This is a genomic window from Streptomyces changchenzhani (assembly GCF_039766235.1).
Taxonomy (GTDB): Bacteria; Actinomycetota; Actinomycetes; order Streptomycetales; family Streptomycetaceae; genus Streptomyces.
This window is the reverse complement of record NZ_JBDHNH010000011.1, coordinates 64,249-89,943: the sequence shown is the minus strand read 5'-3', so window position 1 is coordinate 89,943 and position 25,695 is coordinate 64,249. Positions and strand designations below refer to the sequence as shown.

26 protein-coding genes and 3 pseudogenes are annotated in these 25,695 nt (G+C 69.6%); 17 read left to right on the top strand and 12 right to left on the bottom strand.

Translation table 11 applies throughout. The features are described from left to right. Nucleotides 1-13 precede the first annotated feature (13 nt). Genes ABCR94_RS30590 through ABCR94_RS30570 form a run of 5 tightly spaced genes read right to left on the bottom strand, consistent with a single transcriptional unit; the run spans nucleotide 14 to nucleotide 3,934 of the window. The gene (locus ABCR94_RS30590; RefSeq protein ID WP_347123758.1) at nucleotides 14-997 is read right to left on the bottom strand and encodes an Rv1681 family radical SAM protein; all 984 of its coding nucleotides are present in this window, start codon (nucleotides 995-997) and stop codon (nucleotides 14-16) included. Beyond that, the gene (locus ABCR94_RS30585; RefSeq protein ID WP_347123757.1) at nucleotides 991-1,800 is read right to left on the bottom strand and encodes an Rv1680 family SBP-like protein; all 810 of its coding nucleotides are present in this window, start codon (nucleotides 1,798-1,800) and stop codon (nucleotides 991-993) included. The genes ABCR94_RS30590 and ABCR94_RS30585 overlap by 7 nt, the downstream gene beginning before the upstream one ends. Nucleotides 1,801-1,837: 37 nt before the next feature. Then, nucleotides 1,838-2,962: an Rv1679 family acyl-CoA dehydrogenase gene (fadE16, locus tag ABCR94_RS30580; protein ID WP_347123755.1), complete on the bottom strand. Its 1,125-nt coding sequence runs from the start codon at nucleotides 2,960-2,962 to the stop codon at nucleotides 1,838-1,840. Beyond that, nucleotides 2,959-3,366: an Rv1678 family membrane protein gene (locus tag ABCR94_RS30575; RefSeq protein WP_347123753.1), complete on the bottom strand. Its 408-nt coding sequence runs from the start codon at nucleotides 3,364-3,366 to the stop codon at nucleotides 2,959-2,961. The genes fadE16 and ABCR94_RS30575 overlap by 4 nt, the downstream gene beginning before the upstream one ends. Nucleotides 3,367-3,382: 16 nt before the next feature. Then, a complete protein-coding gene (locus ABCR94_RS30570; protein ID WP_347123751.1) occupies nucleotides 3,383-3,934 on the bottom strand; it encodes a DoxX family protein in 552 nt (183 codons plus the stop codon). A 202-nt stretch (nucleotides 3,935-4,136) separates the two neighbouring features. Between ABCR94_RS30570 and ABCR94_RS30565 the strand changes: the two genes are divergently transcribed. From ABCR94_RS30565 to ABCR94_RS30550, 4 genes are all read left to right on the top strand, one after another. Then, on the top strand, nucleotides 4,137-5,189 hold the full coding sequence (locus tag ABCR94_RS30565; protein ID WP_347123749.1) for an NAD-dependent epimerase/dehydratase family protein: 1,053 nt from the start codon (nucleotides 4,137-4,139) through the stop codon (nucleotides 5,187-5,189). Between the two features lie 178 nt (nucleotides 5,190-5,367). Next, entirely contained in the window at nucleotides 5,368-6,075 is a 708-nt protein-coding gene (locus ABCR94_RS30560) for a glycosyltransferase family 2 protein (protein WP_347123747.1), read from the top strand. 5 nt (nucleotides 6,076-6,080) lie between these two features. After that, nucleotides 6,081-6,701 (top strand): TIGR04282 family arsenosugar biosynthesis glycosyltransferase, encoded by a 621-nt coding sequence (locus ABCR94_RS30555; protein WP_347124052.1) that lies wholly within the window; start codon nucleotides 6,081-6,083, stop codon nucleotides 6,699-6,701. A 19-nt stretch (nucleotides 6,702-6,720) separates the two neighbouring features. Next, nucleotides 6,721-8,142 (top strand): glycosyltransferase 87 family protein, encoded by a 1,422-nt coding sequence (locus tag ABCR94_RS30550; RefSeq protein ID WP_347123745.1) that lies wholly within the window; start codon nucleotides 6,721-6,723, stop codon nucleotides 8,140-8,142. A gap of 64 nt (nucleotides 8,143-8,206) precedes the next feature. Here ABCR94_RS30550 and ABCR94_RS30545 read toward each other — a convergent pair whose 3' ends face one another. Then, nucleotides 8,207-8,398, bottom strand: a complete 192-nt coding sequence (locus ABCR94_RS30545; protein ID WP_347123743.1) for a hypothetical protein — start codon at nucleotides 8,396-8,398, stop codon at nucleotides 8,207-8,209. Between the two features lie 219 nt (nucleotides 8,399-8,617). Here ABCR94_RS30545 and ABCR94_RS30540 point away from each other — a divergent pair, with 219 nt between their 5' ends. Genes ABCR94_RS30540 through ABCR94_RS30530 form a run of 4 tightly spaced genes read left to right on the top strand, consistent with a single transcriptional unit; the run spans nucleotide 8,618 to nucleotide 9,954 of the window. Next, entirely contained in the window at nucleotides 8,618-9,115 is a 498-nt protein-coding gene (locus tag ABCR94_RS30540; RefSeq protein WP_347123742.1) for a tyrosine-type recombinase/integrase, read from the top strand. Further along, a complete protein-coding gene (locus tag ABCR94_RS39250) occupies nucleotides 9,028-9,390 on the top strand; it encodes a hypothetical protein (protein WP_521978184.1) in 363 nt (120 codons plus the stop codon). The genes ABCR94_RS30540 and ABCR94_RS39250 overlap by 88 nt, the downstream gene beginning before the upstream one ends. Further along, nucleotides 9,297-9,491 carry a hypothetical protein gene (locus ABCR94_RS30535; protein WP_521978266.1) on the top strand — a complete coding sequence of 65 codons (195 nt, stop codon included), beginning with the start codon at nucleotides 9,297-9,299 and terminating at the stop codon, nucleotides 9,489-9,491. Before ABCR94_RS39250 ends, ABCR94_RS30535 begins: the two co-directional genes overlap by 94 nt. 49 nt (nucleotides 9,492-9,540) lie before the next feature. Further along, entirely contained in the window at nucleotides 9,541-9,954 is a 414-nt protein-coding gene (locus ABCR94_RS30530) for a CPCC family cysteine-rich protein (RefSeq protein ID WP_347124051.1), read from the top strand. On the opposite strand, the gene ABCR94_RS30525 is transcribed toward ABCR94_RS30530, so the two are convergent. From ABCR94_RS30525 to ABCR94_RS30510, 4 genes are all read right to left on the bottom strand, one after another. Next, complete coding sequence (locus tag ABCR94_RS30525; protein WP_347123739.1) at nucleotides 9,944-10,561, bottom strand: ATP-binding protein; 618 nt, start codon at nucleotides 10,559-10,561, stop codon at nucleotides 9,944-9,946. The two genes, ABCR94_RS30530 and ABCR94_RS30525, sit on opposite strands and share 11 nt — an antisense overlap. 76 nt (nucleotides 10,562-10,637) lie before the next feature. Further along, a complete protein-coding gene (gene istA, locus ABCR94_RS30520) occupies nucleotides 10,638-12,179 on the bottom strand; it encodes an IS21 family transposase (protein ID WP_347123737.1) in 1,542 nt (513 codons plus the stop codon). Nucleotides 12,180-12,588: 409 nt separating this feature from the next. After that, nucleotides 12,589-13,563 carry a ribose-phosphate diphosphokinase gene (locus ABCR94_RS30515; protein WP_347123735.1) on the bottom strand — a complete coding sequence of 325 codons (975 nt, stop codon included), beginning with the start codon at nucleotides 13,561-13,563 and terminating at the stop codon, nucleotides 12,589-12,591. Then, nucleotides 13,560-14,264: an oxidoreductase gene (locus tag ABCR94_RS30510; RefSeq protein WP_347124049.1), complete on the bottom strand. Its 705-nt coding sequence runs from the start codon at nucleotides 14,262-14,264 to the stop codon at nucleotides 13,560-13,562. Before ABCR94_RS30510 ends, ABCR94_RS30515 begins: the two co-directional genes overlap by 4 nt. 98 nt (nucleotides 14,265-14,362) lie before the next feature. Here ABCR94_RS30510 and ABCR94_RS30505 point away from each other — a divergent pair, with 98 nt between their 5' ends. The 8 genes and pseudogenes from ABCR94_RS30505 (at nucleotide 14,363) to ABCR94_RS30465 (ending at nucleotide 21,630) form a co-directional block, all read left to right on the top strand. Continuing rightward, a complete protein-coding gene (locus ABCR94_RS30505) occupies nucleotides 14,363-14,692 on the top strand; it encodes a transposase (RefSeq protein ID WP_347116874.1) in 330 nt (109 codons plus the stop codon). Further along, nucleotides 14,689-15,609 carry an IS3 family transposase gene (locus ABCR94_RS30500; RefSeq protein WP_347119122.1) on the top strand — a complete coding sequence of 307 codons (921 nt, stop codon included), beginning with the start codon at nucleotides 14,689-14,691 and terminating at the stop codon, nucleotides 15,607-15,609. The genes ABCR94_RS30505 and ABCR94_RS30500 overlap by 4 nt, the downstream gene beginning before the upstream one ends. Before the next feature lie 308 nt (nucleotides 15,610-15,917). Then, nucleotides 15,918-16,453, top strand: a pseudogene (locus ABCR94_RS30495) (TnsA-like heteromeric transposase endonuclease subunit); the annotation flags it as partial. A gap of 53 nt (nucleotides 16,454-16,506) precedes the next feature. Continuing rightward, a pseudogene (locus tag ABCR94_RS30485) lies at nucleotides 16,507-16,815 on the top strand (histidine phosphatase family protein); the annotation flags it as partial. 155 nt (nucleotides 16,816-16,970) lie between these two features. Beyond that, nucleotides 16,971-17,840, top strand: a complete 870-nt coding sequence (locus tag ABCR94_RS30480; protein WP_347123732.1) for an alpha/beta fold hydrolase — start codon at nucleotides 16,971-16,973, stop codon at nucleotides 17,838-17,840. Nucleotides 17,841-18,212: 372 nt separating this feature from the next. Continuing rightward, the gene (locus ABCR94_RS30475) at nucleotides 18,213-19,091 is read left to right on the top strand and encodes a GNAT family N-acetyltransferase (protein WP_347123731.1); all 879 of its coding nucleotides are present in this window, start codon (nucleotides 18,213-18,215) and stop codon (nucleotides 19,089-19,091) included. Between the two features lie 73 nt (nucleotides 19,092-19,164). After that, nucleotides 19,165-19,520 (top strand): annotated as a pseudogene (locus tag ABCR94_RS30470) (MFS transporter); the annotation flags it as partial. 220 nt (nucleotides 19,521-19,740) lie between these two features. Continuing rightward, nucleotides 19,741-21,630, top strand: coding sequence for an ABC transporter ATP-binding protein (locus ABCR94_RS30465; RefSeq protein WP_347123729.1), 1,890 nt, complete (start codon nucleotides 19,741-19,743; stop codon nucleotides 21,628-21,630). Between the two features lie 65 nt (nucleotides 21,631-21,695). On the opposite strand, the gene ABCR94_RS30460 is transcribed toward ABCR94_RS30465, so the two are convergent. After that, the gene (locus ABCR94_RS30460; protein WP_347123727.1) at nucleotides 21,696-23,285 is read right to left on the bottom strand and encodes a carboxylesterase/lipase family protein; all 1,590 of its coding nucleotides are present in this window, start codon (nucleotides 23,283-23,285) and stop codon (nucleotides 21,696-21,698) included. Between the two features lie 92 nt (nucleotides 23,286-23,377). On the opposite strand from ABCR94_RS30460, the gene ABCR94_RS30455 reads away from it, so the two are divergent. Then, nucleotides 23,378-23,827: a nitroreductase family deazaflavin-dependent oxidoreductase gene (locus ABCR94_RS30455; protein ID WP_347123725.1), complete on the top strand. Its 450-nt coding sequence runs from the start codon at nucleotides 23,378-23,380 to the stop codon at nucleotides 23,825-23,827. Between the two features lie 36 nt (nucleotides 23,828-23,863). On the opposite strand, the gene ABCR94_RS30450 is transcribed toward ABCR94_RS30455, so the two are convergent. Then, nucleotides 23,864-25,654, bottom strand: coding sequence for a HelD family protein (locus tag ABCR94_RS30450; RefSeq protein WP_347123724.1), 1,791 nt, complete (start codon nucleotides 25,652-25,654; stop codon nucleotides 23,864-23,866). Nucleotides 25,655-25,695 lie beyond the last annotated feature (41 nt).

The window sequence follows — 25,695 nt, the reverse complement described above, 5'->3', positions numbered from 1 at the left end:
TGGTCCATCGGGTTCATGCGCAGGGGAAGGTGCGGGCGGCGGAGTCCGTCTTGGAGCGGTGGTAGCGGAACTTTTCTCGTACGAGGTCGATGGCGGCATCGAGGGGGAAGATGTTGGGGGTGACGAGCTGTTCCTCGTTGTCGGCTCCGACGGGGTGCCAGTAGACGCCGTCGGCGGTGATGGTGACCTCGGGGATGAGGGTTTGGACGGTGAGCTCCAGGCCGTCGTCGGCGGCGCCCTGGTGGGCGAGGGGGCGGACGACTTGGTGTTCGCGGGCGATGCCGAGTGCGTCGAGGAAGGATCTGAGCTCCGTCTCCTCGTGCAGGTCGTCGGTGGTGAGGGTGGCGGCCACCCGCACGGTGAAGCCTTCGCCGAGTGCGGTGCGGATGCCGGTGACGGCCTTGGCCCAGGTGCCTTTGCCGCGGTGGGAGTCGTGCAGGCCGGGGGTGGCGGAGTCGAGGCTGATCTGCAGGGTGAGCCGGTCGCGGGGCATGGCCTGGAGCATCTGGAGCCTGTGTCCGCGCCACAGCATTCCGTTGGTGAGGAGGGTGGTGGGCAGCGCGGCCGTGCAGTGGGCGACGATCTCGTCGAGGTCGGGCAGGATGAACGGTTCGCCGCCGGTGAGCAGGATTTCGGTGACTCCGGCGGCCGGGGCTGCTTTCGCGATCTCTTTCACCCTGTCCACGCCCAGGGCTCGCCTGGCTGTCTGTGGTGAGGAGCGGGCGCAGCAGTAGTCGCAGGCGAGGTTGCAGTCGAAGTTGGTGTAGAGCCACAGCCGTGCTCCGGGTCGCCGGGCCGCGGGCAGGGTGGCGATCGGGTCGGGTGGGCGGCCTCTGCGGACGGTGATGCTGGTTTCGTCTGCGGTGATGAGGGTGTTTCCGGTGCGTTCGCACCAGGAGGCGGCGAGTGCGGCCTGGTCCGGTGTAGCGATGGGGAGCGTGATGGTGTCGCCTTCCGCCGTGGCGGAGAGCTTCTCGACGAGGTCGAGGATCACCATCGGGATGCGATCTCCTGTTCCTTGACCGCTTGGAAGAGGTCGGTGTATCCGTCGAGCTGGGGGTGTACCCAGCGTTGGAGGCCTTCCAGTTCCAAGATTCTGCGGTGCTCTGGGTTGCTCCAGTCCATGGCGAGCAGATGATTGGTCCAGGCGTCGGTGCGGTCGGCTTCGAGAGTGTCGAGTGCGGTGAAGTTGCAGTGGCAGTAGGCGGGGCTGGTCCAGAACGATTCCAGGGCGTCGGGCATCAGCTCGCCTTGGCCGACGGATTCCCAGGTGGTGATGCCGATCGCGGCGGCGTCGGCGTCGCCGTCCAGGACGGCCCGGATGGCGTCCAGTTCGCTGCGGCCGGTGTCGCCGTGCTTTCCCAGGTCGCTGTCGATGCGCAGGAGTTCGACGTCCCCGTTGGTGATGCCCTCGCGACGCAGGTAGTGCAGGGGCAGGATTGCGGCCTGTGCGGAGTCGCGGCTGCCCAGGGCGAGTCGTCGGCCCTTGAGGTCGCCGGGGCCGCGCAGGCCGGCCCCCGCGCGGCAGACGAGGTGGCTGCGGAAGGTGAGGTCGGTGTCGCGCATGGCCAGCGCCCGGGCTCGGTCGCCGGCCTGGAGGACGGTGCGTACCCAGGCCAGGTTGGTGTTCCAGGCGATGTCGATGGTTCCGGCGAGGAGTGCGTCGACCTGGCGGCCGTAGTTGGAGAACAGGACGAAGTCCATCTCGACTGCTGCGGAGCGGTAGTAGTCGCGGATGCCTTCCCAGATGGGCACCACATTGGGGGTGTAGGCCACCGCTCCTACCAACAACGGCTCCATGGCGGTCTCCTCTCGGGCTGTTCGTGACGGACCGGGGTCAGCCGAACACCGGCTGGCCTGTGATGGCCTTGCCGTAGAAGTCGTACAAGACGTCGGCGGTGGGGGCCATGACGTGCCCGGCGCGGGCGTCGCGGAAGAATCGTTCGATGGCCAGGTGGTGGGAGAACGCGGCGCCGCCGCAGACCCTCATGGCGTCGTCGGTGACGGTCAGCGCGGTGTCGTTGGCCAGCGCCTTGACCCCGAGGACGTACAGCGGGGTCTGCTCGTCCGGTGCGGCGATGCTGGCTGCCGCGGCGCGCAGGTAGGCGCTTGCGGCTTCCAGCTGCAGGGACATGCGGGCCAGGCGGGCGCGGATGGTGGGCAGGTCGGCGAGGGTCTGGCCGGTGTGCTGGAGGGTGGCGCCGCTGGTGTGCCGCACGGCGGCATCCAGGGCGGCCCGTGCCAGCCCGAGGGAGACGGCGGCGTTGCCCAGGTTGAACCAGGGCATGACCGTCTCGGTCATCAGGGCGAGCCCGCTGCCGGGCTGACCGAGACGCAGGGTGTCGGGGACTGTCATGTCGAAGCGCATCGGCGCGGAGGCGTTGCCGCGCAGGCCCAGACCGTGGAATTCGCCGGTGACGGCCACCCCTGGGGCGTCTGCTTCGATGGCGTACAGGTCGACGGTGCCCGCCTCGTCGGCCGACAGCACGGACGTGACATACATCTGTGCGTGTCCGGCGGAGGTCACCCAGCTCTTGTCCGCGGTGAACCGTGCCTCCTGGCCGCCGTTGCGTTTGGCCTGGGAGATCGGCGCCCAGAAGTGCGAGCGGGATCCGGGCTCGCTGAATGCCAAAGTGGCCAGCGCCCTGCCCGTAGCCAGGTCGCCCGGCAGGGCCGGCAGGCCGGGCGGGGGTGCTGCCAGCACCGTCATGGCACCGCTGACGTGCATCAGGTAGACCATGGCCGTCGATCCGCAGATGCCCGCCAACTCGGCCGTGACATGGGCGAACTCCTCCGGGCCGGCTCCCAGCCCGCCCTCCGGCACGGGCAGCGTCAAACCCAGCAGGCCGGACGTGCCCAGAGCCGCTACCGCTTCCGCGGGGAACCGGCCGTCGGCGTCAACGGCCGACGCGTGTTCCGTAGCGGTGGCCAGGACGGGTTGCAACAGGCTGTCAACGTTCATGCGGGATCGTGCCTTCCCGTGGCGGGAGCGGGAGCGGGGGAATCAGGGCTGCTGGGTGCTGAGCTGAGACCGAGGGCGAGCAGGCCCACGGCGAAACCGAGCAGCAGGGCCACCGTTGAACCGTCGCCCCCCAGCAGATTCGCACTGGTCCAGCCGATCTGCACCAGCTGTAGAACGGCGGCCGCCAGGAAACCCGCCCCGGCCAGGGCGATCATCATCCGCATCGCCGAGAGCCCCGCCGTCACTGCCACCGCGGCCAGGATCAGCAGCACCAGCATGCCTGTCCCGCTCAGCGTGACGATCCCCCACGGCGGGCCGTCGGCGATGGTCAGGACGCTGCTCGCCGCCGCGCCCACGCCCAGGCCGGCGGCTGTCCGGCCGACAGCGGATCGTGGAGACTTCACGTGGTCCTCCTTTGGTTCACGACGCTGCGAGCAGCACCCGCGACATCCGGCCACCCCGCTGCCGCCACACGGGCCGCAGGGCGCCGTCCACGCCGTAGGCGCGTCCCGCCGCGGTGGCCAGCAGCGCCAGGTGCACGGCGTACATGAGGAAGTACGACCAGAACCACTCGTTCGGGGTGTTCAGCACGGAGAACGTGATGGCGGTCGTCTGAACCAGACCGACCAGCGCCCAGAAGCGGGTGGCAAGGCCCACCAGCAGGAATGCGCCGAGGCATGCCTCGATTGCGAAGGCGCCCCAGGCGAACGCCGAGAAACTCGGAATGATCACATGCTCGACCAGCCACGCCCACGGGGCGAAAACCTCGTTGTCCACCCCTTTGAGTGTCCAGCTGTACAGGTCACGCGGGGGGTCGCTCTCGTCCCCGAAGTCCGGCGGGTGCTTCCATGAAAGGTTCTGGATCCACAGCAGGCCGACCGTGACCCGGCACACGGCCAGCAGCACACGGGAGAGCGGGGACGAGCCCAGCGGCTCCAGCCCGGGGGGTGAGGAACGGTTGTTGATGGCCATGCTGAGCAACCTCTGATCTTGCTCCATGGACTGAGGAATCTTCTGCCGTACTTCAATCCACTCACGCCGGCGCGGGCGCGGCAAGCCGAAGGGGCCTTACGAAACACGAACGGCACAGGCGTCAGCACGCACAGCCCGCGGTCCTGTGACCTCCCGGCGCGCACCCGGGCAGCAGGGCGTGGCACCGCCTAGCGTCCCCGGTATGCGTGTACTTGTCACCGGAGGCGCGGGCTTCATCGGCTCGCACATCGTCACCGCGCTCGCCGCCCGCGGCCATGAACCCGTTGTCCTCGACGCCCTGCTTCCCTCGGCCCATACGGCCGCCCCACCACCCGTCGCCGCGGCGGACTGGATCCATGCGGATGTACGGGACGGTCATGCGGTGGTCCGTGCGCTGCGCGGGGTGGAGGCGGTCTGCCATCAGGCGGCCATGGTGGGCCTGGGCAAGGACTTCGCCGACGCGCCCGCGTATGTGAGCAGCAATGACCTCGGAACGGCGGTGCTGCTGGCGTCCATGGCGGAGGCCGGGGTCCGTGAGCTGGTGCTGGCGGGCTCGATGGTCGTGTACGGGGAGGGCCGCTACGACTGCGCGTTGCACGGGAGGGTCAGGCCAGGTCCGCGGGCGGCCGCGGACCTCGATGCGGTGCGCTTCGAGCCCGTATGCCCTTGCTGCGGCGCCGAGCTGGTGCCCGGGCTGGTGGATGAGGATGCGCCCGCCGATCCACGCAATGTGTACGCCGCGACCAAGCTCGCCCAGGAGCATCTGTCTGCCGCGTGGGCGCGGGCGAGCGGCGGGCGGGCGGTGTCGTTGCGCTACCACAACGTGTACGGGCCGGGGATGCCGCACGACACCCCGTACGCGGGTGTGGCCTCGTTCTTCCGGTCGGCGCTCGCCCGGGGCGAGGCGCCGAAGGTCTTCGAGGACGGCGGGCAGCGGCGGGACTTCGTCCATGTCCGGGACGTGGCCGCGGCCAACGTGATGGTGCTGGAGGCCCTCGCCGGCCGGGAGCCGGGCGTGCTGTCGGTATTCAACACTGGGAGCGGGGAACCGCACACCGTCGGGGAGATGGCGACGGCACTGGCCCTGGCGCACGGCGGCCCGGAACCGGTGGTCACGGGTGAGTACCGGCTGGGCGACGTACGGCACATCACCGCGTCCTCGCGGCGGCTGACCGGCGAGCTGGGCTGGCGGGCAGAGGTCGGCTTCGCCGAGGGAATGACTGAGTTCGCGCACGGCGGGCTGCGGGGTTCGTGATCTCGAAGCGCGACAGATGGGGGAGGGGTTCCCTTCTGCCCTCGGCCGTGGTCGCCGCCTCCTCGAACGCGGCAGTCCCTGTTCGAGAGTGAGGCCGACTGCTGTCGCAGCGACCCTGGACTGCGTCGTGCGAATCTGAAGTCCTGAGTATTCCGTTTTGGGTGCGTACGGTGAGGACATGACCGACCCGAACACGACGGCGGTGGACGTGGTCCTGCCCTGCCTGGACGAAGCCGGTGCCCTGCCTTGGGTACTGGAACGCATCCCGCCCACTTGGCGCGCGATCGTCGTCGACAACGGCTCCAGCGACGGCTCTGGCACCGTCGCCCGTGCACTCGGCGCAACGGTCGTTTACCAGCCGGAGCGTGGGTTCGGTGCCGCCTGCCAGGCAGGGCTGCTGAAGGCGGAGGCGGAGTTCGTCTGCTTCTGCGACTGCGATGCCTCTCTGGACCCCGGGCTGCTTCCCTCGTTCGTGCAAGAGGTGGCGGACGGCAAGACAGATCTGGTGCTGGGGCGACGTCGACCGCTGGCGCGCGGGGCCTGGCCTGTTCATGCCCGGGCCGGGAACCTGGCTCTGTCCCGGATGGTGCGCCGCCGCACCGGGCTGCGGCTGCACGATCTGGGGCCCATGCGCGCCGCCCGGCGTGAGCCGCTGCTCGGCCTCGGCCTCACTGACCGGCGCAGCGGCTACCCCCTCCAGATGGTCGTACGCGCGGCCGACGCGGGCTGGCGGGTCAGCGAAGTCGACGTCCCGTATCTGCCGCGAACCGGGAAGTCGAAGGTCACCGGGACCTGGCGGGGTACGTGGCACGCGGTGCACGACATGCGCGCGGTGTTCTCGCAACCGCCGGCGGTCCCGGCTCCTGGTGGGGCGGGTGCGCGGTGACCACGATGCTCATCATCGCCAAGGAACCGGTGCCGGGGCGGGTAAAGACACGCCTCACCCCGCCATACACGCCCCAGGAGGCGGCGCTCCTGGCCCAGGCGATGCTCACCGACTCCCTGGAAGCAATGCTCGCGGCCCCCGTACAGAAGCGTCTGCTGGTTCTCGACGGCACGCCGGGCCCCTGGCTGCCGCCCGGCATCGAGGTCGTGCCGCAGGGGCACGGCCGGCTGGACGAACGGCTGGCCGCCGCCTTCGGACTCTGTACCGGTCCGGCCGTGCTCATCGGCATGGACACCCCACAGGTGACCCCCGCCGCCCTCGCACCCGCACTGGCCGAGGACGCCTGGCACAGCTGCGACGCGTGGTTCGGCCCGGCAGCGGACGGCGGCTTCTGGGCCCTGGGACTCGCCGAGCCAGATCCGGCGCTGCTGCGCGGGGTACCTATGGACGTACCCGACACCGGCGCATTGCAGCGGGGGCGGCTGGCCGGGGCCGGGCTGACCGTGCGCGATCTGCGGGTGCTGCGAGACGTCGACACCGCCGCCGACGTACGAGCGGTGGCCGCCGAAGCCCCACACACCCACTTCGCCGCAACCCTGACCTCACTGCCACAAGCCGGGCCGTAAAGACGGCGGCTCCGAACCGGTGATCAACGCACGTACGTTCCGTACCGGCATCCTGGTGGCCGCTCTGACCGCCGTGCTCGTCCTGACCGTCCGCAAGGACGGCTACCACTTGGATCCTGCCGGGCTGTCCTGGTGGTATGCGGCGTGCTGGCTGCTGTTCGCCGCCGCGGTGTGGTCGCTGCGGAAGGTACCTCCCCGGCACGCTGTGGCGCTGATGCTGGCGGGCGGCATCGCGGTGGCCGCGACCGGGCTGGCCGCTCCCCCGCGCACCAGCACCGACTCCTACCGCTACGCCTGGGACGGCCGGGTGCAGGCGTCCGGGCTCTCCCCGTACGACCATGCACCGGCCGACCCGGAACTGGCCGCGCTGCGCGACAGCTGGCTCTTCCCCGCCGGCGCCGCATGCGCACACCCGGACCGGGCGCGGATCCCTGGGCCCGCCGGTGAGAGGCACTGCACCCGCATCAACCGGCCGCAGGTGCACACCATCTACCCGCCCGTCGCCGAGGCCTACTTCTTCCTCGTGCACGAGCTGTCACCCGACTACACCCGCCACAAGCCTCTGCAGACCGGCGGGGCGCTGCTCTCCGTGGCCGCCACCGCCGCCCTGCTCATGGTGCTGCGCCGACGCGGAGAGGTGCGGCACGCGGCGTACTGGGCCTGGTGCCCCGCTGTTCCCGTCGAGGCGGTCAACAACGCACACGCCGATGTCCTCGGCGTGCTCCTGGCCGTCGTCGCGCTCGGGATCGTCACCCGGCACCGGATCACCGGCGGCACCCTGCTGGGCGCTGCCGTCGCGACCAAACTCCTGCCCGCAGTTGTACTGCCCGGCGCGCTCTCCGGGGTGCGGCGGGTCCGGGACGCGGCGGCCGTACTGCTCCCGACGGCCGCGGTGGTGGTCATCGTCTATCTGCCGTACGCGGTGCTGTCCGAGGGCTCGGTCTTCGGGTACCTCGGCGGCTACGTCCAGGAGGAGGGCTACGACGACACCTCCTCGGGCAAGAACCGCTACGCCCTGCTGCGGCTGATCCTGCCCGACTCCTGGGCGCTGCCCGCCGTGACCGCCGGCATGGCGCTGGTCGTCTGGCACGTCCTGCGGCGCGGCGATCCGGAACGCCCCTGGCGCGGCGCCCTGCTGGTTACCGGCACGGCGTTCCTGCTGCTGACGCCCGACTACTCCTGGTACGCGCTGCTGCTCGTCGCTCTGGTCGCACTGGACGGCCGCTGGGAGTGGCTGGGCATCGCATCGGCAGGGGCCGCGGCCTACGTCACAGGACGGGCGTTCGACGACTGGTACACCGTGGGGGACACCGCCTATGCCATCGCGGCGGCCGCCGTACTCACCGGGTGGGCGCTGCGGCGCACCCGATGGACCCCGACTCGCGGGAAGCGCAAGTCCGCCTCCCCCATCCCGCTCGACTCCGGAGGGCATGAGGTGTGACGGGCTGCGCGGATGACGTTCACAGGACCGGGCGGGCCCGCTCTCACCCCCCTGGAGAGCGGCATCAAGTGTGACGCTCATGTTCTGGAGAGCTGGGGTCCTCGGCGGTGCCGGAAGCTTCCTGGCGCGTTTTGTGGCGGTGAATGGCCACGGCGACGACGAGCAGCACGCCGAGCGCGGCGGCCACAATGGGAACGCCGATACAGTCCAGGCTCTCGGCAATCCACCGCTGGATAGTGCCTGCTGTGTCGATCACCGTTCATCACCGCGCAGAAGAAGCCGCGGCGAGGGCCGAAGGTCGTCCGCCTCGAGGATGGTGAAGCGGGCTCTCGGCACGGACCATCAAGCGTCGGCTCGCCAGCATCTCTGGGCTGTTCGGCTACCTGGCGATCCGCGATGACATCGCCGTCGAACGCAACCCGGTGCCGACGGGCTGGCCAACCGCCGGCGGAGCGGCAATCGCGGGACACCGCTGTTGCGCACGCCCCGCACCCTCCCGCGCGTCCTGGGTCCGCGCAAGGTCGAGGTGGTACTTGGTGCCCTGAACACCGCGCGGGACCGGGCCATGGTTCTCGCGATGCTGCTGGGTGGACTGCGCCGCTGCGAGGTCCTCGGCTTGCGGCTGGGCGACCGCTCGCCCGGCGAGCGTCGGGTCTTCGTCAGCGAGGGCAAGGGCGGGCACCAACGCCTGGTACCGGTCTTCCACGAATGGGACGCCGAAGACCGGCCAGCCCGCCAGCTGGTGTTCGACAGCGACTTCCCGATCGCGGAGGAGCCACTGCCCCGATCCTCGACGATGCCGCGGCCGCCAAGCTGCTGGCCGCTGCCCGACGCGATCCTGATCCGTTCGCGAGGCTGGCCATCGAGATCCTCGCCCCCACCGGGATGCGCCGAAGCGAGATGCTCGGACTCACCATCGACGCGGTCGGCAAGATGCACACCGACCGCTACGTTCCCCTGCACCCGCAGCTGAAGACACTGCTGGACGACTGGCTGCTGCACCGCCCCGAGGGCCTGCGTTCCAATCTGCTATTCACCGACCATGGGTCGCGCGGTCAACGCCTCCCGCATCGAAGCCGCAGTCCGCAAGGCCGCCAAGCGGGCCGGCCTCGGCCGTCACGCCGCACCAGCTCCGGCATAGTTGCGCAATGTCGCTGCTGCAGGCCGGCGTCGACACCACGGTCATCGCGCTCTGGCTCGGCCACGCCGGCGTCCGCTCCACCGACGCCTACGTCCACGCCGACATGACCATCAAGGAGAAGGCCCTCGCCCTTACCGCACCGGTCGCTGCCCGCCCGGGGCGCTACCGTCCCACCGACAAGATCCTCGCGTTCCTTGACCGCCTGTGAGGCCACTGACCACGGCCGCCGTCGCGGAAACTGCGACACTCAAGGCGTGATGACACCCAGAGAGTTGCGCGAGGCATGCCCGGCGGGCGGGGGTCCATATGCCTGCCCCTGCTGCAAGCTCCCGACCCTGGATGCTCGCGTCGAATGGGAGATCTGCCACGAATGCGGTTGGGAGGACGACGGTCAGGATGACTTGAACGCCGACGAAGTATGGGGCGGTCCCAACGGGTCGGATAGCCTCACCGATGCACGGATCCGATACGCGCAGTATGCCGCAACTGCCAGAGCAACAGACTCAAGGTCGGTGGCAAACGGCGGTCAAGGCCGCTGGCTCGAAGCCTGCCTCAGCTACCGCCGCTCTCGGGGCCTGCCAGAGCGCTTCGCTGCTTCGCCCAACCCCGTGGCTATGCCGAACCCCGCCGAGCAGGTCGGGGGCTCAACCAGCGGTGATCTCACACGTTGATCGAGCCCTCGGCATAGTCGCGGGCTCGGCATAGGTCAACGATGATGAGATCGCACCGGGTGATCTTGGCGACGGCCTTGGAGACGGTGTTGTCCACGGTCGCGCGGCCGAGGTGGGCGGTCAGGGACTCCAGGGTGAACCAGGAGACCTGCATGCCGGCGTCGATGGCCTTGTGGGCCAACGCCTCTGCGAGGTGGCTCTTGCCCGTGCCCGACGGGCCCGCGACCGCCAAGTTCTCCGCGCGGCCGATCCATTCCAGGGTCATCAGCGCGTGCTGGGTGGGCGCCGGAATCGAAGAGTCCGCTTCCTTCCAGGAGTCGAAGGTCTTGCCCGAGGGCAGCTGCGCTTGGCGGAGGTGGTTGCGGCGGGTCGCCTCGGTCCGGCCGCTGGCCTCTGCCTCCAGCAGGACCCGCACCACCTCGGCGGGGTCCCAGCGTTGCGACCGGGCGGTGGCCAGCACCTCGGGGGCGGCCTTGCGCAGGTAGGGAAACCGCATCCGCTTGAGCACCGACTCCAACTCCGCCGGGATCGGCGGCGGGAGTGGGCCGGGCGGGACGGGGGACGGTGCGGGAACGAACTCGGGCGGTGCGTCGACGGTCGTGGTCATGGGAGTGCTGCCTCTCTGTGATCGGATGGTTCGAGCGGGCCGTTCCCGGGCCGCTTCGCGGCCCGGGAACGGGGGATCAGGAAGACGCGCGGCCGAAGTCGGACCAGGCCGAGGTGCCGGGCTGGACCGAGTGGGCCTCGTCGGCGACGACCAGGTCGGCCGGGCGGGCGCCGTCTCTTCTGTGCTGGACGATGGACATCAAGTCGCCCTCGGCGAACCGTCCCGCGGTGGCCGCGAGGCCGAGCGACAGGTCCACTTCGGCGACGCTCACCAGGGCGGCGAGCTCGACGGCGGACGCCATCTTGACCCGGATCCGGGTGGTGCCGGCCGCTGCGGCCTCCCTCAGCCAGGACCTCGCCCCGGGGCCCAGGGCGAGGAAGGCTTTCTCGGCGTCGGTGGTGGGCTTGATGCGGGGTGGCCTCGGGGATCCGTCCGCGTCCTGCGGGTGGTCGGGGTAGTGGGCGGTATCGATGACCGGGCGGCCGGGCAGGGCGATCTGGTGGCGGGCGACCTCTGCCAGGCCGGCCGGGCCCTGCAGCCACTCGGGGCGGTGGTGGAGCTGGGCCAGGTCGCAGACCACGACGAGCTCGTCGCCGTCGACCCGCACCCATGCCTCGTGGCCGACCAGGCCCGCCGGGGTGGAATACCGCACCGACCCGAACCGCACCGTCTGGTCCGGCATCACCTGCCGGGACTCGCCCAGCGCGAGGGTGTGCGGGCCGGCGGGCAGCGGATGCAGGCGGGTGCGCTCGATGTCGAGCATCGAGGCCGGGGTCTTGCCGGTCTCGCGGTGGATGCGGTGGTTGACGGTGCTGCAGAAGATCGCGCAGGCCCCGCGCAACTCGGCGAACGAGTCGTACTTCGCCCGCAAGTTGGCGTCGGTGGGCACCAGATCGGCCTTCGCGATGCGGACCGTCGCCTCGCTGCCTCCCTTCGACTCCGGGTCGAATGGGACACATGTGTGCACTTGCATGCCGTAGTGGCGGCCCGAGGCGACGATTTGTGGGTGGCGGACCGCGACTCCGGCGACCCGGTCGATGGTCACCGTCTTCTCGTTGTCGGTCAGCGCATACGTCGGCGCCCCGCCGATCGCCCGCACCGTGGAGTCGATGCAGGAGATTAGCGTGGGCAGCGTTCGGTCCCACGTCGGGATGACCACCCGGAACCGCGACCAGGCCAGCCACGCGCAGAACAACAATGTCTGCCGCTCGTCGCCACCGCCCGGACCAGGCACTTTCGGGCCCCATCCCCAGTCGAACTGCAACCACAAGCCGGGCTCGGTGATCCACGGCCGATACGTCCGCTGGTTCCCCGCCTGCCATGCGGCCTTGGCCACCGAGACCGCGCGGCGGGTCGTGCGCTCGTCGCCGGCGAACCCCAGCAGCACCAGGCGTTCATGCATCTTGTCGGCCCGCACCTTGCCCTGCGAGCGTTCCACCCACTCCTCGACCTTCGGCAGGAACGGGTCGATCAGCTTCTGACGCCGCACGGGTGCGTCCACCTGCTGCCCGGTGTCCCTCATCCGTGCATACCTCCGCACGGTCTTGGGATCGACTCCTGCCAGTTGAGCCGCCGAATACGCGCACCCTGTGGCATCCAGCGCCTCCAAAATCTCCATGATCTCCCTGCAAGACTTCTTCACGATCCCTCCGGAACGGCTTCGCTCACTGACGGCACATCACTGAGCAAACCGCCGGAGGGATCACCTGTTCGGATCCAGACTCGACATTGACGCGAATGGCCGTACCGGCAGGGAGATCAGCTGTCCGCAGAGCAGGATCCGAAATGACCGCCTACAAGGATCTTGAGCTGTCCGCTGTCAGCCCCCAGAGGCCGGGCGGCTCGGCCTTGTGAAGAGGCAGGTGGCGAACCAGCCTACGACCTCCACCGTCTCCCACAGGTAACCCTGTGTGTACGGCGTCACCCCGTAGCCCAGCCGGAATCGTCGGATGAGAGGCACGACAGTGCACCCGCCCGTCCCCGTTGCTCGGGTGCCAGCCGGAGCAACGGGGACGGGCGGGCCGCTATCAGAGTTCGTCGAGGAGAGCGGTCACCGAACCGTTCTCGAAAATCTCCCGGATTGCATGTGCGACGACGGGTGCGATGGAAAGGACTGTCACCTTGTCCACGCCAGCCTCTGCGGCAGTCGGCAAGGTGTCAGTGAGTACGAAGCGGCTTACCTTCGAGTTTTTCAGACGATCGATGGCAGGTCCGGAAAGGATGCCGTGAGTGGCTGCGACAATGACGTCCTCTGCTCCGTTGTCATACAGCGCCTCAGCTGCCGCGCAGATCGTTCCCGCCGTGTCGACCATGTCGTCCACCAGGACGCATACCCTGCCCTGAACATCACCGACGACCTCGTGAACACTGACCTGGTTGGCGACGTCCTTGTCTCGCTTTTTGTGGACGATAGCCAGCGGTGCGCCGAGCCGATCACACCACTGGTCCGCCACACGGACACGTCCAGCATCCGGGGAAACTATGGTCAGCTTGGCGTGGTCGGTGAGTGTGGAGATGTGGTCTGCGAGGATCGGCAGGGCGAAGAGGTGATCGACCGGGCCTCCGAAGAATCCCACGATCTGGTCGGTGTGGAGGTCTACGGTAACGATTCGGTCCGCACCAGCAGCCGTCAGCAAGTCGGCGAGCAAGCGCGCCGAAATTGGCTCGCGGCCCTTGTGCTTCTTGTCCTGGCGCGCGTAGCCGTAAAAGGGCGCGATGACGGTGATGCTCCGGGCCGAGGCGCGTTTCAAAGCATCGATCATGATCAGCTGTTCCATGATCCATTTATTGATCGGCGCAGTATGCGATTGAACGACGAAGCAGTCCGCACCCCGCACTGATTCCTCGAAGCGGATGTAGATTTCGCCATTGGCGAAATCATAGGCCTTCGTGGGAACCAGCTCGGTACCGAGTTCGCGTGCGATGCGCTCGGCGAATTCGGGATGGGCGCGTCCCGAGAAGAGCAGCAGCTTGGCGTCAGAGTTCACGGTGTTGGCTGTCACTGGTCGAGGAACGTGTAGTCGGTGTAACCGCGGTGATCGCCACCGTAGAACGTTGCCTCGTCTGCCGCGTTGAGGGGAGCTCCCGCCTCGATCCGGGCGGGCAGGTCCGGGTTGGCCAGGAACAGCGCGCCCAGGGAGACTGCGTCTGCCAGGCCTTCTTCCAGCACAGTTCGTGCTGCCTCGGCTGAGGCGGGGAAGGAATCCGGTGTCATGTGCGGGTTGAGGATGAGGTTGCCCCCCCACGCCTGGCGGATGGTGCGCGTGACAGGGCGAGTGACGATCTCGCACACCTCGAGGAACGCGAGTTCGGGGAGCGCTGGGACCAGTGCCCCGTAGAGACCTTCGGAGTCGCCCTCGGAGATGTCGTTGTAGGGGTTGGCCGGCGAAAGACGCATGCTCGTGCGCTCGTTGCCGATTGCGGTGACCACTGCCTCTGCGACCTCCAGAGTGAAGCGGATCCGGTTCGTGATCGAACCACCGTAGGCATCCGTTCGGTGGTTGGTGTTCTCAGCGAGGAACTGATGCAGCAGGAAGCCGTTGCCTGCGTGGATCTCCACGCCGTCGAAACCAGCTTCGATGGCGTTTCGGGCTGCCAACGCAAAGTCAGAGACGCTCTCCGCGATCTCATCCAGCGTCAGTTCCCGCGGGACTGGGTAGTCCACCAGGCCGCTGGGCGTGAAGCACTGACCTGCTGCCGCGATGGCAGAGGGAGCAACCGACTGATGGGCGCCCGCATAAAGCGAGGGGTTGAGGTTCCCCCGAGATGCGGAGGGCGATGACAGCGGGTCAGATGGTTCTCATGAGAGGAACTCTGACCATGGCCGCTCCGAGGAAATATCCGCTGGAGTTGCGTGAGCGTGCGGTGCGGATGTATCGCACCGCCGAGCCGAAGCCCCAGATCAAGCGCCTGGCCATTGAGCTGGGGGTCCACCCGGAGGCACTGCGCGGCTGGATCCGCCAGGCCGAGGCCGACCGCGGCGAGCGCGACGACCGGCTGACCACCGAGGAGAAGGACGAGCTGGGCCAGCTGCGGCGGGAGGTGAAGGAACTGCGCCGGGCGAACGAGATCCTGCGCACGGCCTCGGCTTTTTTCGCCCAGGAACTCGACACGACCCGGCGCAGGTACTGACGTTCCTCAGCGAACGCAGTGACCTCGGTGTCGAGCCCGTACTCCGGGAACTGCACGTCCCCTCGTCCACCTACTACCGCTGGCGCCGGCAGGAGAAGGAGCCGTGTGAACGCCGCCGCCGTGACGCGGAGTTGACGACCAAGATCGAGGAGATCCATGCCGACTCCGGCGGGATCTACGGCTCGCCCCGCGTGCATGCCGTGCTCAAGCGCGAGGGCGTGGCCATCGGCCGCAAGCGGGTCGAGCGATTGATGCGCGAGGCCGATCTGGCGGGCCTCAGCCCACGCCGCACGGGCAAGGGCTTCACCCGCCGCGACCCGACGGCCACGCTCGCCCCGGACCTGGTGCAGCGGGACTTCACCGCTCCCGTGCCGAACCGGCTGTGGGTCACCGACCTCACCATGATCCCCACGGGTGAGGGACCGCTGTGGCTCTCCGCGATCCGCGACGCCTTCTCCCGCCGGGTGGTGGCCTGGGAGACCTCCGCCCGCGCGGACGCCGACCTGGTCCTGTCCTGCCTCGAGTACGCCCTGGCCAGCCGCGAGCCCGTGCCCGGCACCTTGATCCATCACGCCGACCACGGCTGTCAATACACGTCCATCAAGCTCACAACACGGCTGGTACGTGCGGGTATTGAGGGGTCGATGGGGTCCGTGGGCGACAGCTACGACAACGCCCTCGCGGAGAATCTGTGGATGCTGATCAAGACCGAGTGCGTGCGCGGACGCGTCTTCGTCACCCGGGCCGAGGCCAACCTCGCGCTGTTCGAGTACATCGACGGCTTCTACAACAGCCGACGCATCCAGAAACGCCTCGGCTACCTCAGTCCCATCGAGTTCGAGGAGAAGCACTACGCCAACCAGGCGACGACCGAACAAGCGAACCTGAAACCACGTCAACCCATCCTGACCAGCTGATCAGCACCTCCCGCACACCGGGGGAACCTCACTCCGCGGGTGAACAACCACGCTGCCTACGGTTGAGCGGGACACCAACCGCCAGCCTGTCCCGCACAACCGTAGGCACCGCAGGTCAGAGCATCACCCTGCCCACAGTTATCCGGGACAGGACACTGAGTGTCCTGTCTCTGTGATGTCCGGACAGTCTCGGAGATCTCCGGGCAAGTGAGCTGACGTCTCAGTCATCTCCATAGTGGGGTGTATCGGTCTTCTCCAGGTACACCGCCTCTTCGCTGCCTACGGTCGGCGTCGTACCGGAGGCCCGGGTGAATGTGAACGAGGCGTCGGCAGAGGACGTCGAGCTGGAGTACGTCAGCGCGGCTGGGCTTCGTGAACGCGGGTCTTTGGGGCTCCTGTGGTCGGTCCCGTTTGAGTCGGTACGGCCCGAGCGGCGGTTCCCGGCTTTCCGGGGTCAGGGGAACTGGTGCGGCTGGTACTGGTCGGCGACGTGTGGCAGGCATGTGGGATATGAGTCGTGGCTGGAGCGCGATCACCTGATGCTGCTCGACTTCGACCCGCTGGTGACGGGCATGTCCTCACAGCCGTTTCGGCTGTCCTGGGCAGGGCCGGACGGGAAGCGGGTGCGGCACACGCCGGACTTCTTGTCCGGCGCGCGGATGGCACGGCCCTGGTGGTGGACGTGCGCCCGGATGAGCGGATCGGGCCGGAGGACGCAGTGAAGTTCGCGGTGACCGCGGCGGCATGCCAGTCGGTGGGCTGGGACTTCGCGCGGGTCGGCACGCCGGAGGCCGTGCTGATGGCGAACGTGCGATGGCTGGCCGGCTACCGGCATCCGCGGGTGCACCGCCCTGGCGTCGCCGATCGTCTGGTGGAGGTGTTCGTTGACGGCGCTTCCTCGCTCAGGTTCCCGAAGAGGAGCGCAACCGCGGTCCAGCACTGGCCCGGGAAGCACTCGCAGAATTCACAGGCCCGGTCGACGGCGATCGCCCCCGCCATGAACTGGTCGTCACACACAACATCGGATGGCTGATCCGAGCTGCCGTCGACGCGCCCGAGTGGCGATGGATGGGCCTCAACCACGGCAACGCAGCTCTGACGGCCATCCGATACGCACCCGGCAGGCCATCCTCCGTGCTGTTCCACAACGACATGCGGCACCTGCTGTCGGCGTTCGCGCGAAACTACCCAGCCGGGTACGGATGAACGTGCCCAGTTCGCCGGCCGCCGCGGCACCGGAGCTTCCGAGGGCTCTCCCACTCATGAGGTGGGGACGCGCTCCGGGGTGGGGGCGCAGCCCTGTCGCGGAGCAATGCTCACGGCGCCGATGAGTTTTCGAGGCGGAGGCGGTCTGCACAGGTATGGAGACTCACACACTCAAAACAGCTGGCGCGGACCTCGTCTATGACGTTCGCGGGCCGCTGCCGACCGCAGATGGGCGCCCGCCGTTGTTCATGATCGGGCAGCCCATGGACGCTACTGGCTTCGCCGCGCTCGCGGCGCGTTTCCCCGAGCGGACCGTTGCCACCTATGACCCGCGCGGGCTCGGGCGCAGTACCCGTAAGGACGGGCGGGTCGACCACACGCCGCAAACCCAGGCCGACGACGTGCACGCCGTCATCGAGGCGCTCGGGGCCGGGCCGGTTGAGATGTTCGCGAGCAGTGGCGGAGCGATCACGGCGCTCGCGGTCGTGGCGAAGTATCCCGCAGACGTGACCACCCTGGTCGCGCACGAGCCGCCGCTCATCACCCTCACGCCGGACGGCCCCGCGGCCGTGCGGGCGCGGGCCGGTGTCCGGGAGGCGTACGAGAAGCGGGGGTGGGGGGCCGGGATGGCGGCGTTCGTGGCCATGACCTCGTGGGAGGGAAAGTTCACCGACGCGTACTTCGCACAGCCAGAGGCCGATCCCGCCGCTTTCGGGATGCCCACGGAGGATGACGGCTCGCGTGACGATCCGCTGCTGTCCGACCGGTCATGGGCGGTCAGCAGCTATCAGCCGGATGCCGACGCGATCGCCGCTGCGCCGACCCGCATGGTGATCGCTGTGGGAGAGGAGTCCGTGGACGTGCAGACCGGACGCACCTCCGTGGCGACCGCCGAGCTGCTCGGTCAGCGGGTGATGGTGTTCCCGAGCCATCACGGCGGTTTCTGTGACGGAGAGTTCGGACATCCGGGGAAGCCGGACGAGTTCGCACGTCGACTGCGGGAGGTCCTTGACGGCGCCTCGTAAGGAACCGCTGGACGAGGAGTTCTGAATACCGCAGCAGCGGAGGCCGCGAGGCCCGGTCACCATGAGAGCTGGGTACGCGCGGCTGTACTTACCTGGGGACGTTCGGGCGTACGCCGACACCTGCCCGCAGAACTGCGCTGGACCGGCTTCCCGCCCGAACTCCACATCTGACCAAGAAGGCCCTTCGCCCGGACTTGAGTGAGACGACCTTGCGAAACCCGTCTCACTCAAGTCCGGGCACCGCAGGTCAGGGGCCCGCCTCGCCCGGACTTATCTGAGACCGGACAGCCGGGGAGGACGCCGTCGGGACCGCGCTGTCGTGGTGCTGGACGTGCGCCTGGATGACGGGATCAGCATGGGAAATCATGAAGCATGCGATCAGATGACTGGCACCTCACCGAAGACATAGGCGACTTCCTCGCCCGAGCCGGGGACTTCCTGCGCTCACGGCCCGCCCTGCACAACACGCCGCTGACGGTGATCGAGAAACTGCGAACGAACGGGGCGACCGCGCACGGCGCCGAAGCTCCTGTCCTCGGCCGACTGGAGCGAGCGGGCGAGGTCCGTGCCGCCTTCTACCGCTTCCCGTCCCGTGGCCTGACCGTCACACCCCTCACCCCCGAGCAGGCCGACATCCTCGCCGCCCAGCTGACCGGCCTCGGGCACTCCCTTCCCTACGTCAGCGCGGACCATGACACCGCCACTGCTTTCGCCGAGGCATGGCACCGGCACACAGGCGCAACGCCGACGCTCAGCAAGCGGATCCGTCTCTACCGCCTCGGCACACTCACCCCACCGGAGCCGCTCCCCGAGGGCCGGGGCCGGGTCGCGGGCGAGCAGGACCATCAGCAACTCGTGGGCTGGTGCGACGAGTTCTGCACCGCTGTTGGAGAAGTCCCCGGCGTGGACGCCGCCTCCTGGGCCGGCTCGCGGTTCGCCGACCGACACTTCACGTTCTGGGAGACCCCGGACGGCGCTCCCGCCTCCATGGCGGCCGCGACCTCGATGGTCGCCGGCATGGTCCGGGTGGACCCCGTCTACACCCCGGCCCATCTACGCGGACGCGGCTACGCGGGCGCCGTGACAGTCGAGGCGAGCCGGGCCGCGCTGGCCGCAGGCGCGACGGACGTCGTGCTCTACGCGGACCCGGCCAACTCCACCAGCAACGCCCTCTACCAACGCATCGGATACGTCCCGGTCACCGAATGGGCCGTGTACGACTTCTCATGTGCCGCACCGGAAGTCAGCTAAGGAATCCGGCGGGCTCCGTCCCTTGACGTGAGCGGAAGAGACATCGGCGACTGCACAAGGTTCTCGCCTCCGCCTCGGCATGGGCGGCTCGACCGGTCGCGTGTTGCTGGTCTTCGGCCTCGCGTCCATGGTCAGCATCTGGGTCGTGGGCGCGCACATCGACCGCCGGCTGCGCACGCTCACCGTCGCCGGCACGGTCCTGTTCGCCGTCGCGGCGACGATCCTGGCGGTGCTCGCCGACAGTCCCGCCCTGGTCTACGCCGCGGTGACGCTGTGGGGCTCGCATTCGTCGGAGTCCTCCTCGACCACCTCGGCGCCGCCTCCTTCCCCTGGGCCGTCCTGGTGCTGCTCGCGCCGGTGCCGGCCGCGGTCGTCGCCGCCCGCACACACGGCTTTCCGGCCGAGCGCGTGCGTACGACGACGTCCTGAACACGAGCTTTCCGGCCGAGCGCGTACGTACGAAGTCCTGAGCGGCAGCCTCCGCCCCTGCGCCGGTCACTCGCCGGTCACTCACCGGTCACTCGTTCGGACGGGACCCGGGGAAGCAATTGACCTCAAGGATGGTTGGGGTTCTAGCGTTCGTTGTGCGCCCCGGGCCATGCCGGCCGACGGGCACCGCGTCGGCCCCACCAGTTTCCGGAGGCACCTCATGGACATGGAAGTCACCGCGTGGTCATCGCTGCACAGCGCGATGAACGCCCAGCAGGACCGCAGGCCCTTCTCCCGGGCGACTCTGCGCCGCATTGCCACCTTCGCCCGCCCGCACCGGCGGCAGCTGTACCAGTTCCTGCTGCTCAGCGTGGTCACCGCGCTGCTCGCGGTAGCCACTCCGGTGCTCGCCGGACGTGTCGTGGACGCGATTGTGCAGGCCAAGGGGTCCGGCACGGTCACCCGGATCGCGCTGCTCATCGCCGTCATCGCCGTCGCCGAGGCGGGGCTCGGTCTGCTCACCCGCAGGCTGTCGGCCACCCTCGGCGAAGGGCTGATCCTCGATCTGCGCACGGCGGTCTTCGACCACGTCCAGCGGATGCCGGTCGCCTTCTTCACCCGTACCCGCACCGGCGCGCTCGTCAGCCGGCTCAACAATGACGTCATCGGCGCCCAACGCGCCTTCAGCAACACCCTTTCCGGTGTCGTCTCCAACCTCGTCACCCTGCTGCTGACCCTCGGCGTGATGCTCAGCATCTCCTGGCAGATCACCCTGCTCGCGCTGATCCTGCTGCCGGTGTTCGTCATTCCCGCCCGCCGGATGGGCGCCCGGATGGCGAAGCTCCAGCGCGAGGCCGCCGATCTCAACGCGGCCATGGGCACGCAGATGACCGAGCGGTTCTCCGCCCCCGGCGCGACCCTCGTCAAGCTCTTCGGGCGGCCCGCAGACGAGTCCACCGAATTCGCGGCCCGCGCCCGGCGGGTGCGCGACATCGGTATCCGTACGGCCATGGCCCAGTCCACCTTCATCACCGCGCTCACCCTGGTCTCCGCCCTGGCACTCGCCCTGGTCTACGGCCTCGGCGGCTTCTACGCCCTGCGCGGCAGCCTCGAACCGGGCGCGGTCGTCGCCCTCGCTCTGCTCCTCACCCGTCTCTACGCCCCGCTGACCGCGCTGGCCGGCGCGCGGGTCGAGGTGATGAGCGCCCTGGTGAGCTTCGAGCGGGTCTTCGAGATCCTCGGCCTGAAGCCGCTGATCGCCGAGAAGCCGGACGCCCGCCGGGTGCCGGACGGGCCGGTGTCCGTGGAGTTCGACCAGGTCTCCTTCGCCTACCCGTCCGCCGACAAGGTCTCCCTCGCCTCCCTGGAGGACGTCGCGACGCTCGACGCCCGCGGCGGCACCGAGGTCCTGCACGGCGTCTCCTTCCGCGCCGAGCCCGGCAAAATGGTCGCCCTGGTCGGCTCATCGGGCGCGGGCAAATCGACGATCGCGCAGCTCCTGCCGCGTCTGTACGACGCCGACGCGGGGGCCGTGCGGCTGAACGGCGTCGATGTGCGCGACCTGACCGCCGACTCGATCCGCGAGACCCTGGGCATGGTCACCCAGGACGGGCACCTCTTCCATGAGTCCGTCCGCGCCAACCTGCTCCTCGCCCGGCCCGGCGCCACCGAGGACGACATCTGGGGCGCGCTGCGCCGCTCCCGCCTCGACGGTCTGGTGGCCGCGCTGCCGGACGGCCTGGACACCGTCGTCGGCGAGCGCGGTTACCGCTTCTCCGGCGGCGAACGGCAGCGGCTGACCATCGCCCGGCTGCTGCTGGCCCGCCAGCGGGTGGTCATCCTCGACGAGGCGACCGCCCACCTCGACTCCACCTCGGAAGCCGCCGTCCAGGAGGCCCTGGCGGAGGCGCTGGAGGGCCGGACCGCCGTGGTGATCGCGCACCGGCTCTCGACCGTACGGGCCGCTGACCTGATCCTGGTCATCGAGGACGGCCGGGTCGCGGAACGCGGCACCCACACGGAGCTGCTGGCGCTCGGCGGCCGGTACGAGGAGCTTTACCGCACCCAGTTCGAACGGCCTGAGGCGGAGGAGTCACACGCCGTGCACTGAGTGCGGAGGCTGCCGAGACTGCGACGGCCGGCGGCCGGCAGTGGCCCGCTCGTGGCGCGGCCGGTTCAGGGGCGCAGCGGCGGAAAGCCGGCCGCACGCCACAGCGGCCGGACGTCGACGGACGGCAACGTCTCGGCCGTACCCCAGACCCGTACAGGGGTCGGGTCTGGGGCGTCGTCGAGGGCATCGGAGTCGGTGAGAGCCGCAGGATCCGCGAAGTCTGCGGTGTCTGCGGTGCCCTTGGGGCCGTCGGGGCCGAGAGGTTGCCAGCCCGGGTCGCCGGTCGCGGCGAACGCGGCCCACGCCGACATCATGCGGTGCGACAGCTCGTGGTCGGACTCGGTAGGCGGCCCGCCGAGGAGGAAGTGCACGTTCTCGTCGGCGAGGTTGCCGAAGGCGAAGGGGATGTCCGCGCAGTGCCAGGCGCGGACTTCGCCGCCGGCGCCGGTCCGCTGCCGGACGAAGCGGGACAGGAAGGCCCGGCCGCCCGCCCTCGCGTGCTGTTCGGCCAGCCGCGTGCTGTATTCGCTGAACAGCAGGTCGCCGAGGATCGCGAGATGAAGGTCGTGCGCCGGGGCGTCCGGCATGAGCGCGCGATAGCCGGCCAGCACTGTGCCGGGGAGTCCGAAGTCCTCGGCGAAGGAAGCCAGTTGGGCGTCAGTGGAGACCTTCGCCGTGCTGCCGACCGCATCCATCAGCCAGTACTCCTGCGTGGTGTGACAGACCAAGAGGTCCACCTCGCGGGCGACACCCGTGGCGACTGTCGCCAGAGGGTCGGCGGGGAGGACGTCCCCCTCGGCAACCGGGCCGTAGAGCACGGGGTTGTAGTGGCGGAACCCGGAAGCGGGGTCCCTCCGGTAGTCGTCGGCGACCTGGTCGGAGGCGGTGACCAGGTCGTACGGGGAGGCGGACAGCAGACCCGCCGCCGTGGCCGGTACTCCTGCCGCGGCTGCGACCCTCCCGGTGGTCCCGGCGGCGAGCTCGGCCGAGTAGCAGGGGCCGACCGCGCTGTGGGCGATGGCCCGGCGGAACAGCCCGCGCGCCCGGCCCGTCCCCATCAGGCAGGCGACCGAGGCCGCCCCGGAGGACTGCCCGGCCACTGTGACGTTCGCGGGGTCGCCGCCGAAGCCCGCGATGTTGTCGGCGACCCAGCGCAGGGCGGCGATCTGGTCGAGCAGACCCCGGTTGTCCGGGAACGCGTGGGCCGCGCCCCGCGTCGAGCCATCGGCCGGGATGTGCCCGAAGCCCTCGAAGCCGAGCCGGTAGTTGAGGGTGACGACGACCAGACCGGCGCGGGCCAGCGCGACGCCGTCGAAGTCGGGCTGTGCGGAGGAACCGAAGGTGTACGCCCCGCCGTGGATCCACACCAGCACCGGCAGCCCACCGGCGCCCTGCAGTGTCCAGACGTTGAGCGTGAGGATGTCCTCGTCGCCGGGCGACCAGTACGGCGCACCCGGCAACCGCGCCGACTGAGGAGCGATCGGACCGAACCCGGCACAGTCCCGGACGCCCGCCCAGGTCCTGGCCGGGCGTGGCTCCCGGAACCGGTTGGCGCCGAACGGCGGTGCGGCGTAAGGAATTCCGAGCACCGCGACGACTTCGGGAGCGGGCCGACGCCCTCGCACCGGCCCCCCGGTCGTGCTGAATACGTTCATCGCTCTTCCTCTCGGCGCCCGGCACTGTCAGTGCGGTCCGGTACTTTTGAAACAACCAGCCAGCAGCGAGCGAGCACGAGCGGGAGAGATACGTGACGCGGAACGATGACGGCGATGCGGTCGCGATCAGCCCCACGGGCTGGGTAGCGCGACAGGCCGAACTTTACGAGACGTCCGGCGGTACCAAGGGCGCCACGATCCAGGGCGTCCCCTGCCTCCTGCTGGACTACGTCGGCCGACGCAGCGGTGCGAAGCGGCGCACGGTGCTGATCTACGGGCGTGACGGCGAGGACCATCTGATCGTGGCGTCGAACGGCGGCTCCGACCACCACCCGCTGTGGTTCCTGAACCTGGAGGCCAACCCCGACGTCGAACTCCGCGTCGGTACCGAGCGGTTCGCGGCCCGCGCCGAGACGCTCTCCGCCGAGGGCAAGGCCCGGGTGTGGCCGCACCTGGTGGAGCTGTTCCCGACGTACGCCGACTACGCGAAGAAGAGCAGCCGCGACATTCCCGTCGTGCGACTGCGCCGTACGGACGGCTGAGACGAGGGGCAGGCGAGGGGCAGGCGAGGGCATCCGTCAGCCCAGCATCTCCGCCGGAAGCGGTCGGCAGTGCAGGACGTCGAGGCGGCTGACTGCGCGGGTGAGGACCACGTAGAGCCGGTGCAGGCCGCGAGGCTCCGCGCCGACGATCGCGGCGGGTTCGACGGCGACGACATGGTCGTATTCGAGGCCCTTGGCGAGCGTCGCGGGCAGCACGGACACCCGCGACGCCTCTCTACCCGTGACGCCCGCCGCGGCCAGCTCCACGATCGCCTCCGGAACGCGAAACCCCTTGGTCAGCGGAACAACGGCGGCCGTGTCCTTGCCGAGGTGGGCGAGCAGCTCGGGCCAAGTGCGGGCCGCCCACGGTGTGGTGCCCTGCGCGAGGTCGCCCAGTACCGTCACCGAGCCGAAGTCGACGCGGCGGGCGATGGCCCGGCACTGCATCGGGGACAGGTCCTGCGCCTCGTCGATGACGATATGGCCGTAGCTCTCCGGGCGTTCGACAAGGCCTGCGACCTCGTCGATCAGCACCAGGTCGGCGGCCGACCACTTCGCGCTCTTGAAGGACCGCGGCGGCTTCGCCCACCGGATCGCCTCCCGCTCGCCCTCGGTCAGCCCCGGGTCGTCGGCGGCGGTGAGCACCTCGGCCACGATCTCCTCCGGCCCGACCTTGGGCCACACCGAGTCGACGAACGCGGAGACCGGCCTGGCCCGCCCCATCCTGCGCAGCCATTCGCTGTCGGGCACCCCCGCGCGCCGTTCGGCCTGGAGCTGGAGGACGCGGACGGCGCGGGTGCGCACGCGTTCGCGGCCGACGGCGTACGGGGGTGCCTCGGCCCGTACCTCTTCGACGATCCGCGCGAGCTCCGCGAGCGGGATGCGCCAGGTGTACGAGCCGTCGGGGACGGCGAGCGATTCGGCGGGCGCCGACACCCGGCCGTAGAGCGCGCGGTGCAGCACGGCCGCCATGAGGGCGCTGTGCTTGACGGCCGCCGCCTCCGGGGTGTCCTGGGCGCGCACCGGGTGGCGGGCCAGTTCGTCGTCGACCGTGGACTGCCTGATGCCGCCTTCGCCGAGTGCGGGCAGCACCTCGGCGATGTAGGAGAGGAAGGTGCGGTTGGGGCCGAGGATGAGCAGGCCGCTGCGGACCAAACGCTGCGGATGGGTGTAGAGGAGGTACGCGGCGCGGTGCAGCCCGACGGCGGTCTTGCCGGTGCCGGGGGCGCCCTGCACACAGACGGACTGGGCCAGCTCCGAGCGTACGAGCGTGTCCTGTTCGGGCTGGATCGTGGCGGCGATGTCGCGCATCGGGCCGACCCGGGGGCGCTCGATCTCACCGGCCAGGATGCGGCTGACCGCGGCGGGGCCCTGGGCCGCGGAGACCAGCGGCTCGTCCTCCAGGCCGGTCAGATCCTCGGACGCGCCCTTGCTCCAGGGCGCCCAGCCGAAGCGGCGGCGGACCGCGACGCCCTGCGGGTCGCGGGCGCTCGCCTGGTAGAAGGCGCGGGAGACGGGTGCGCGCCAGTCGATGACCAGGGGCGGCTCGGCGGGGTGCTCGATGATGCGGCGGCGGCCGATGTGGTGGCTGCGACCGTCGGCCAGGTCGAGACGGCCGAAGAAGAGCGGGCTCTCGGGCTCCTCCCCCAACTGCTTGGCGTAGCTGCGCAGGTGGTAGCCGAGCGACTCGGCGTCCGCGCCGGACGCGGAGACGTCCTCGCCGGTGACGACCTGTTCGTCGGCGCCTTCGATCATGCGGGCCAGGGCTGCGCGGCAGGTGTCGTGGTAGGTCCGTTCCCGGCTGAGCTCATGGTCGAGTGACGTCATCCGTCCAAGATAAGGCAACCGGGTAACGAATTTAACTTCAT

Bases quoted from the DNA above. Each gene is read 5' to 3' on its own strand.
- ABCR94_RS30590 (WP_347123758.1), bottom strand. From the start codon at position 997: ATGGTGATCCTCGACCTCGTCGAGAAGCTCTCCGCCACGGCGGAAGGC.
- ABCR94_RS30585 (WP_347123757.1), bottom strand. From the start codon at position 1,800: ATGGAGCCGTTGTTGGTAGGAGCGGTGGCCTACACCCCCAATGTGGTG.
- fadE16 (WP_347123755.1), bottom strand. From the start codon at position 2,962: ATGAACGTTGACAGCCTGTTGCAACCCGTCCTGGCCACCGCTACGGAA.
- ABCR94_RS30570 (WP_347123751.1), bottom strand. From the start codon at position 3,934: ATGGCCATCAACAACCGTTCCTCACCCCCCGGGCTGGAGCCGCTGGGC.
- ABCR94_RS30565 (WP_347123749.1), top strand. From the start codon at position 4,137: ATGCGTGTACTTGTCACCGGAGGCGCGGGCTTCATCGGCTCGCACATC.
- ABCR94_RS30560 (WP_347123747.1), top strand. From the start codon at position 5,368: ATGACCGACCCGAACACGACGGCGGTGGACGTGGTCCTGCCCTGCCTG.
- ABCR94_RS30555 (WP_347124052.1), top strand. From the start codon at position 6,081: ATGCTCATCATCGCCAAGGAACCGGTGCCGGGGCGGGTAAAGACACGC.
- ABCR94_RS39250 (WP_521978184.1), top strand. From the start codon at position 9,028: ATGCGCCGAAGCGAGATGCTCGGACTCACCATCGACGCGGTCGGCAAG.
- ABCR94_RS30530 (WP_347124051.1), top strand. From the start codon at position 9,541: ATGACACCCAGAGAGTTGCGCGAGGCATGCCCGGCGGGCGGGGGTCCA.
- ABCR94_RS30525 (WP_347123739.1), bottom strand. From the start codon at position 10,561: ATGACCACGACCGTCGACGCACCGCCCGAGTTCGTTCCCGCACCGTCC.
- istA (WP_347123737.1), bottom strand. From the start codon at position 12,179: ATGGAGATTTTGGAGGCGCTGGATGCCACAGGGTGCGCGTATTCGGCG.
- ABCR94_RS30505 (WP_347116874.1), top strand. From the start codon at position 14,363: ATGAGAGGAACTCTGACCATGGCCGCTCCGAGGAAATATCCGCTGGAG.
- ABCR94_RS30480 (WP_347123732.1), top strand. From the start codon at position 16,971: ATGGAGACTCACACACTCAAAACAGCTGGCGCGGACCTCGTCTATGAC.
- ABCR94_RS30475 (WP_347123731.1), top strand. From the start codon at position 18,213: ATGCGATCAGATGACTGGCACCTCACCGAAGACATAGGCGACTTCCTC.
- ABCR94_RS30465 (WP_347123729.1), top strand. From the start codon at position 19,741: ATGGACATGGAAGTCACCGCGTGGTCATCGCTGCACAGCGCGATGAAC.
- ABCR94_RS30460 (WP_347123727.1), bottom strand. From the start codon at position 23,285: ATGAACGTATTCAGCACGACCGGGGGGCCGGTGCGAGGGCGTCGGCCC.
- ABCR94_RS30450 (WP_347123724.1), bottom strand. From the start codon at position 25,654: ATGACGTCACTCGACCATGAGCTCAGCCGGGAACGGACCTACCACGAC.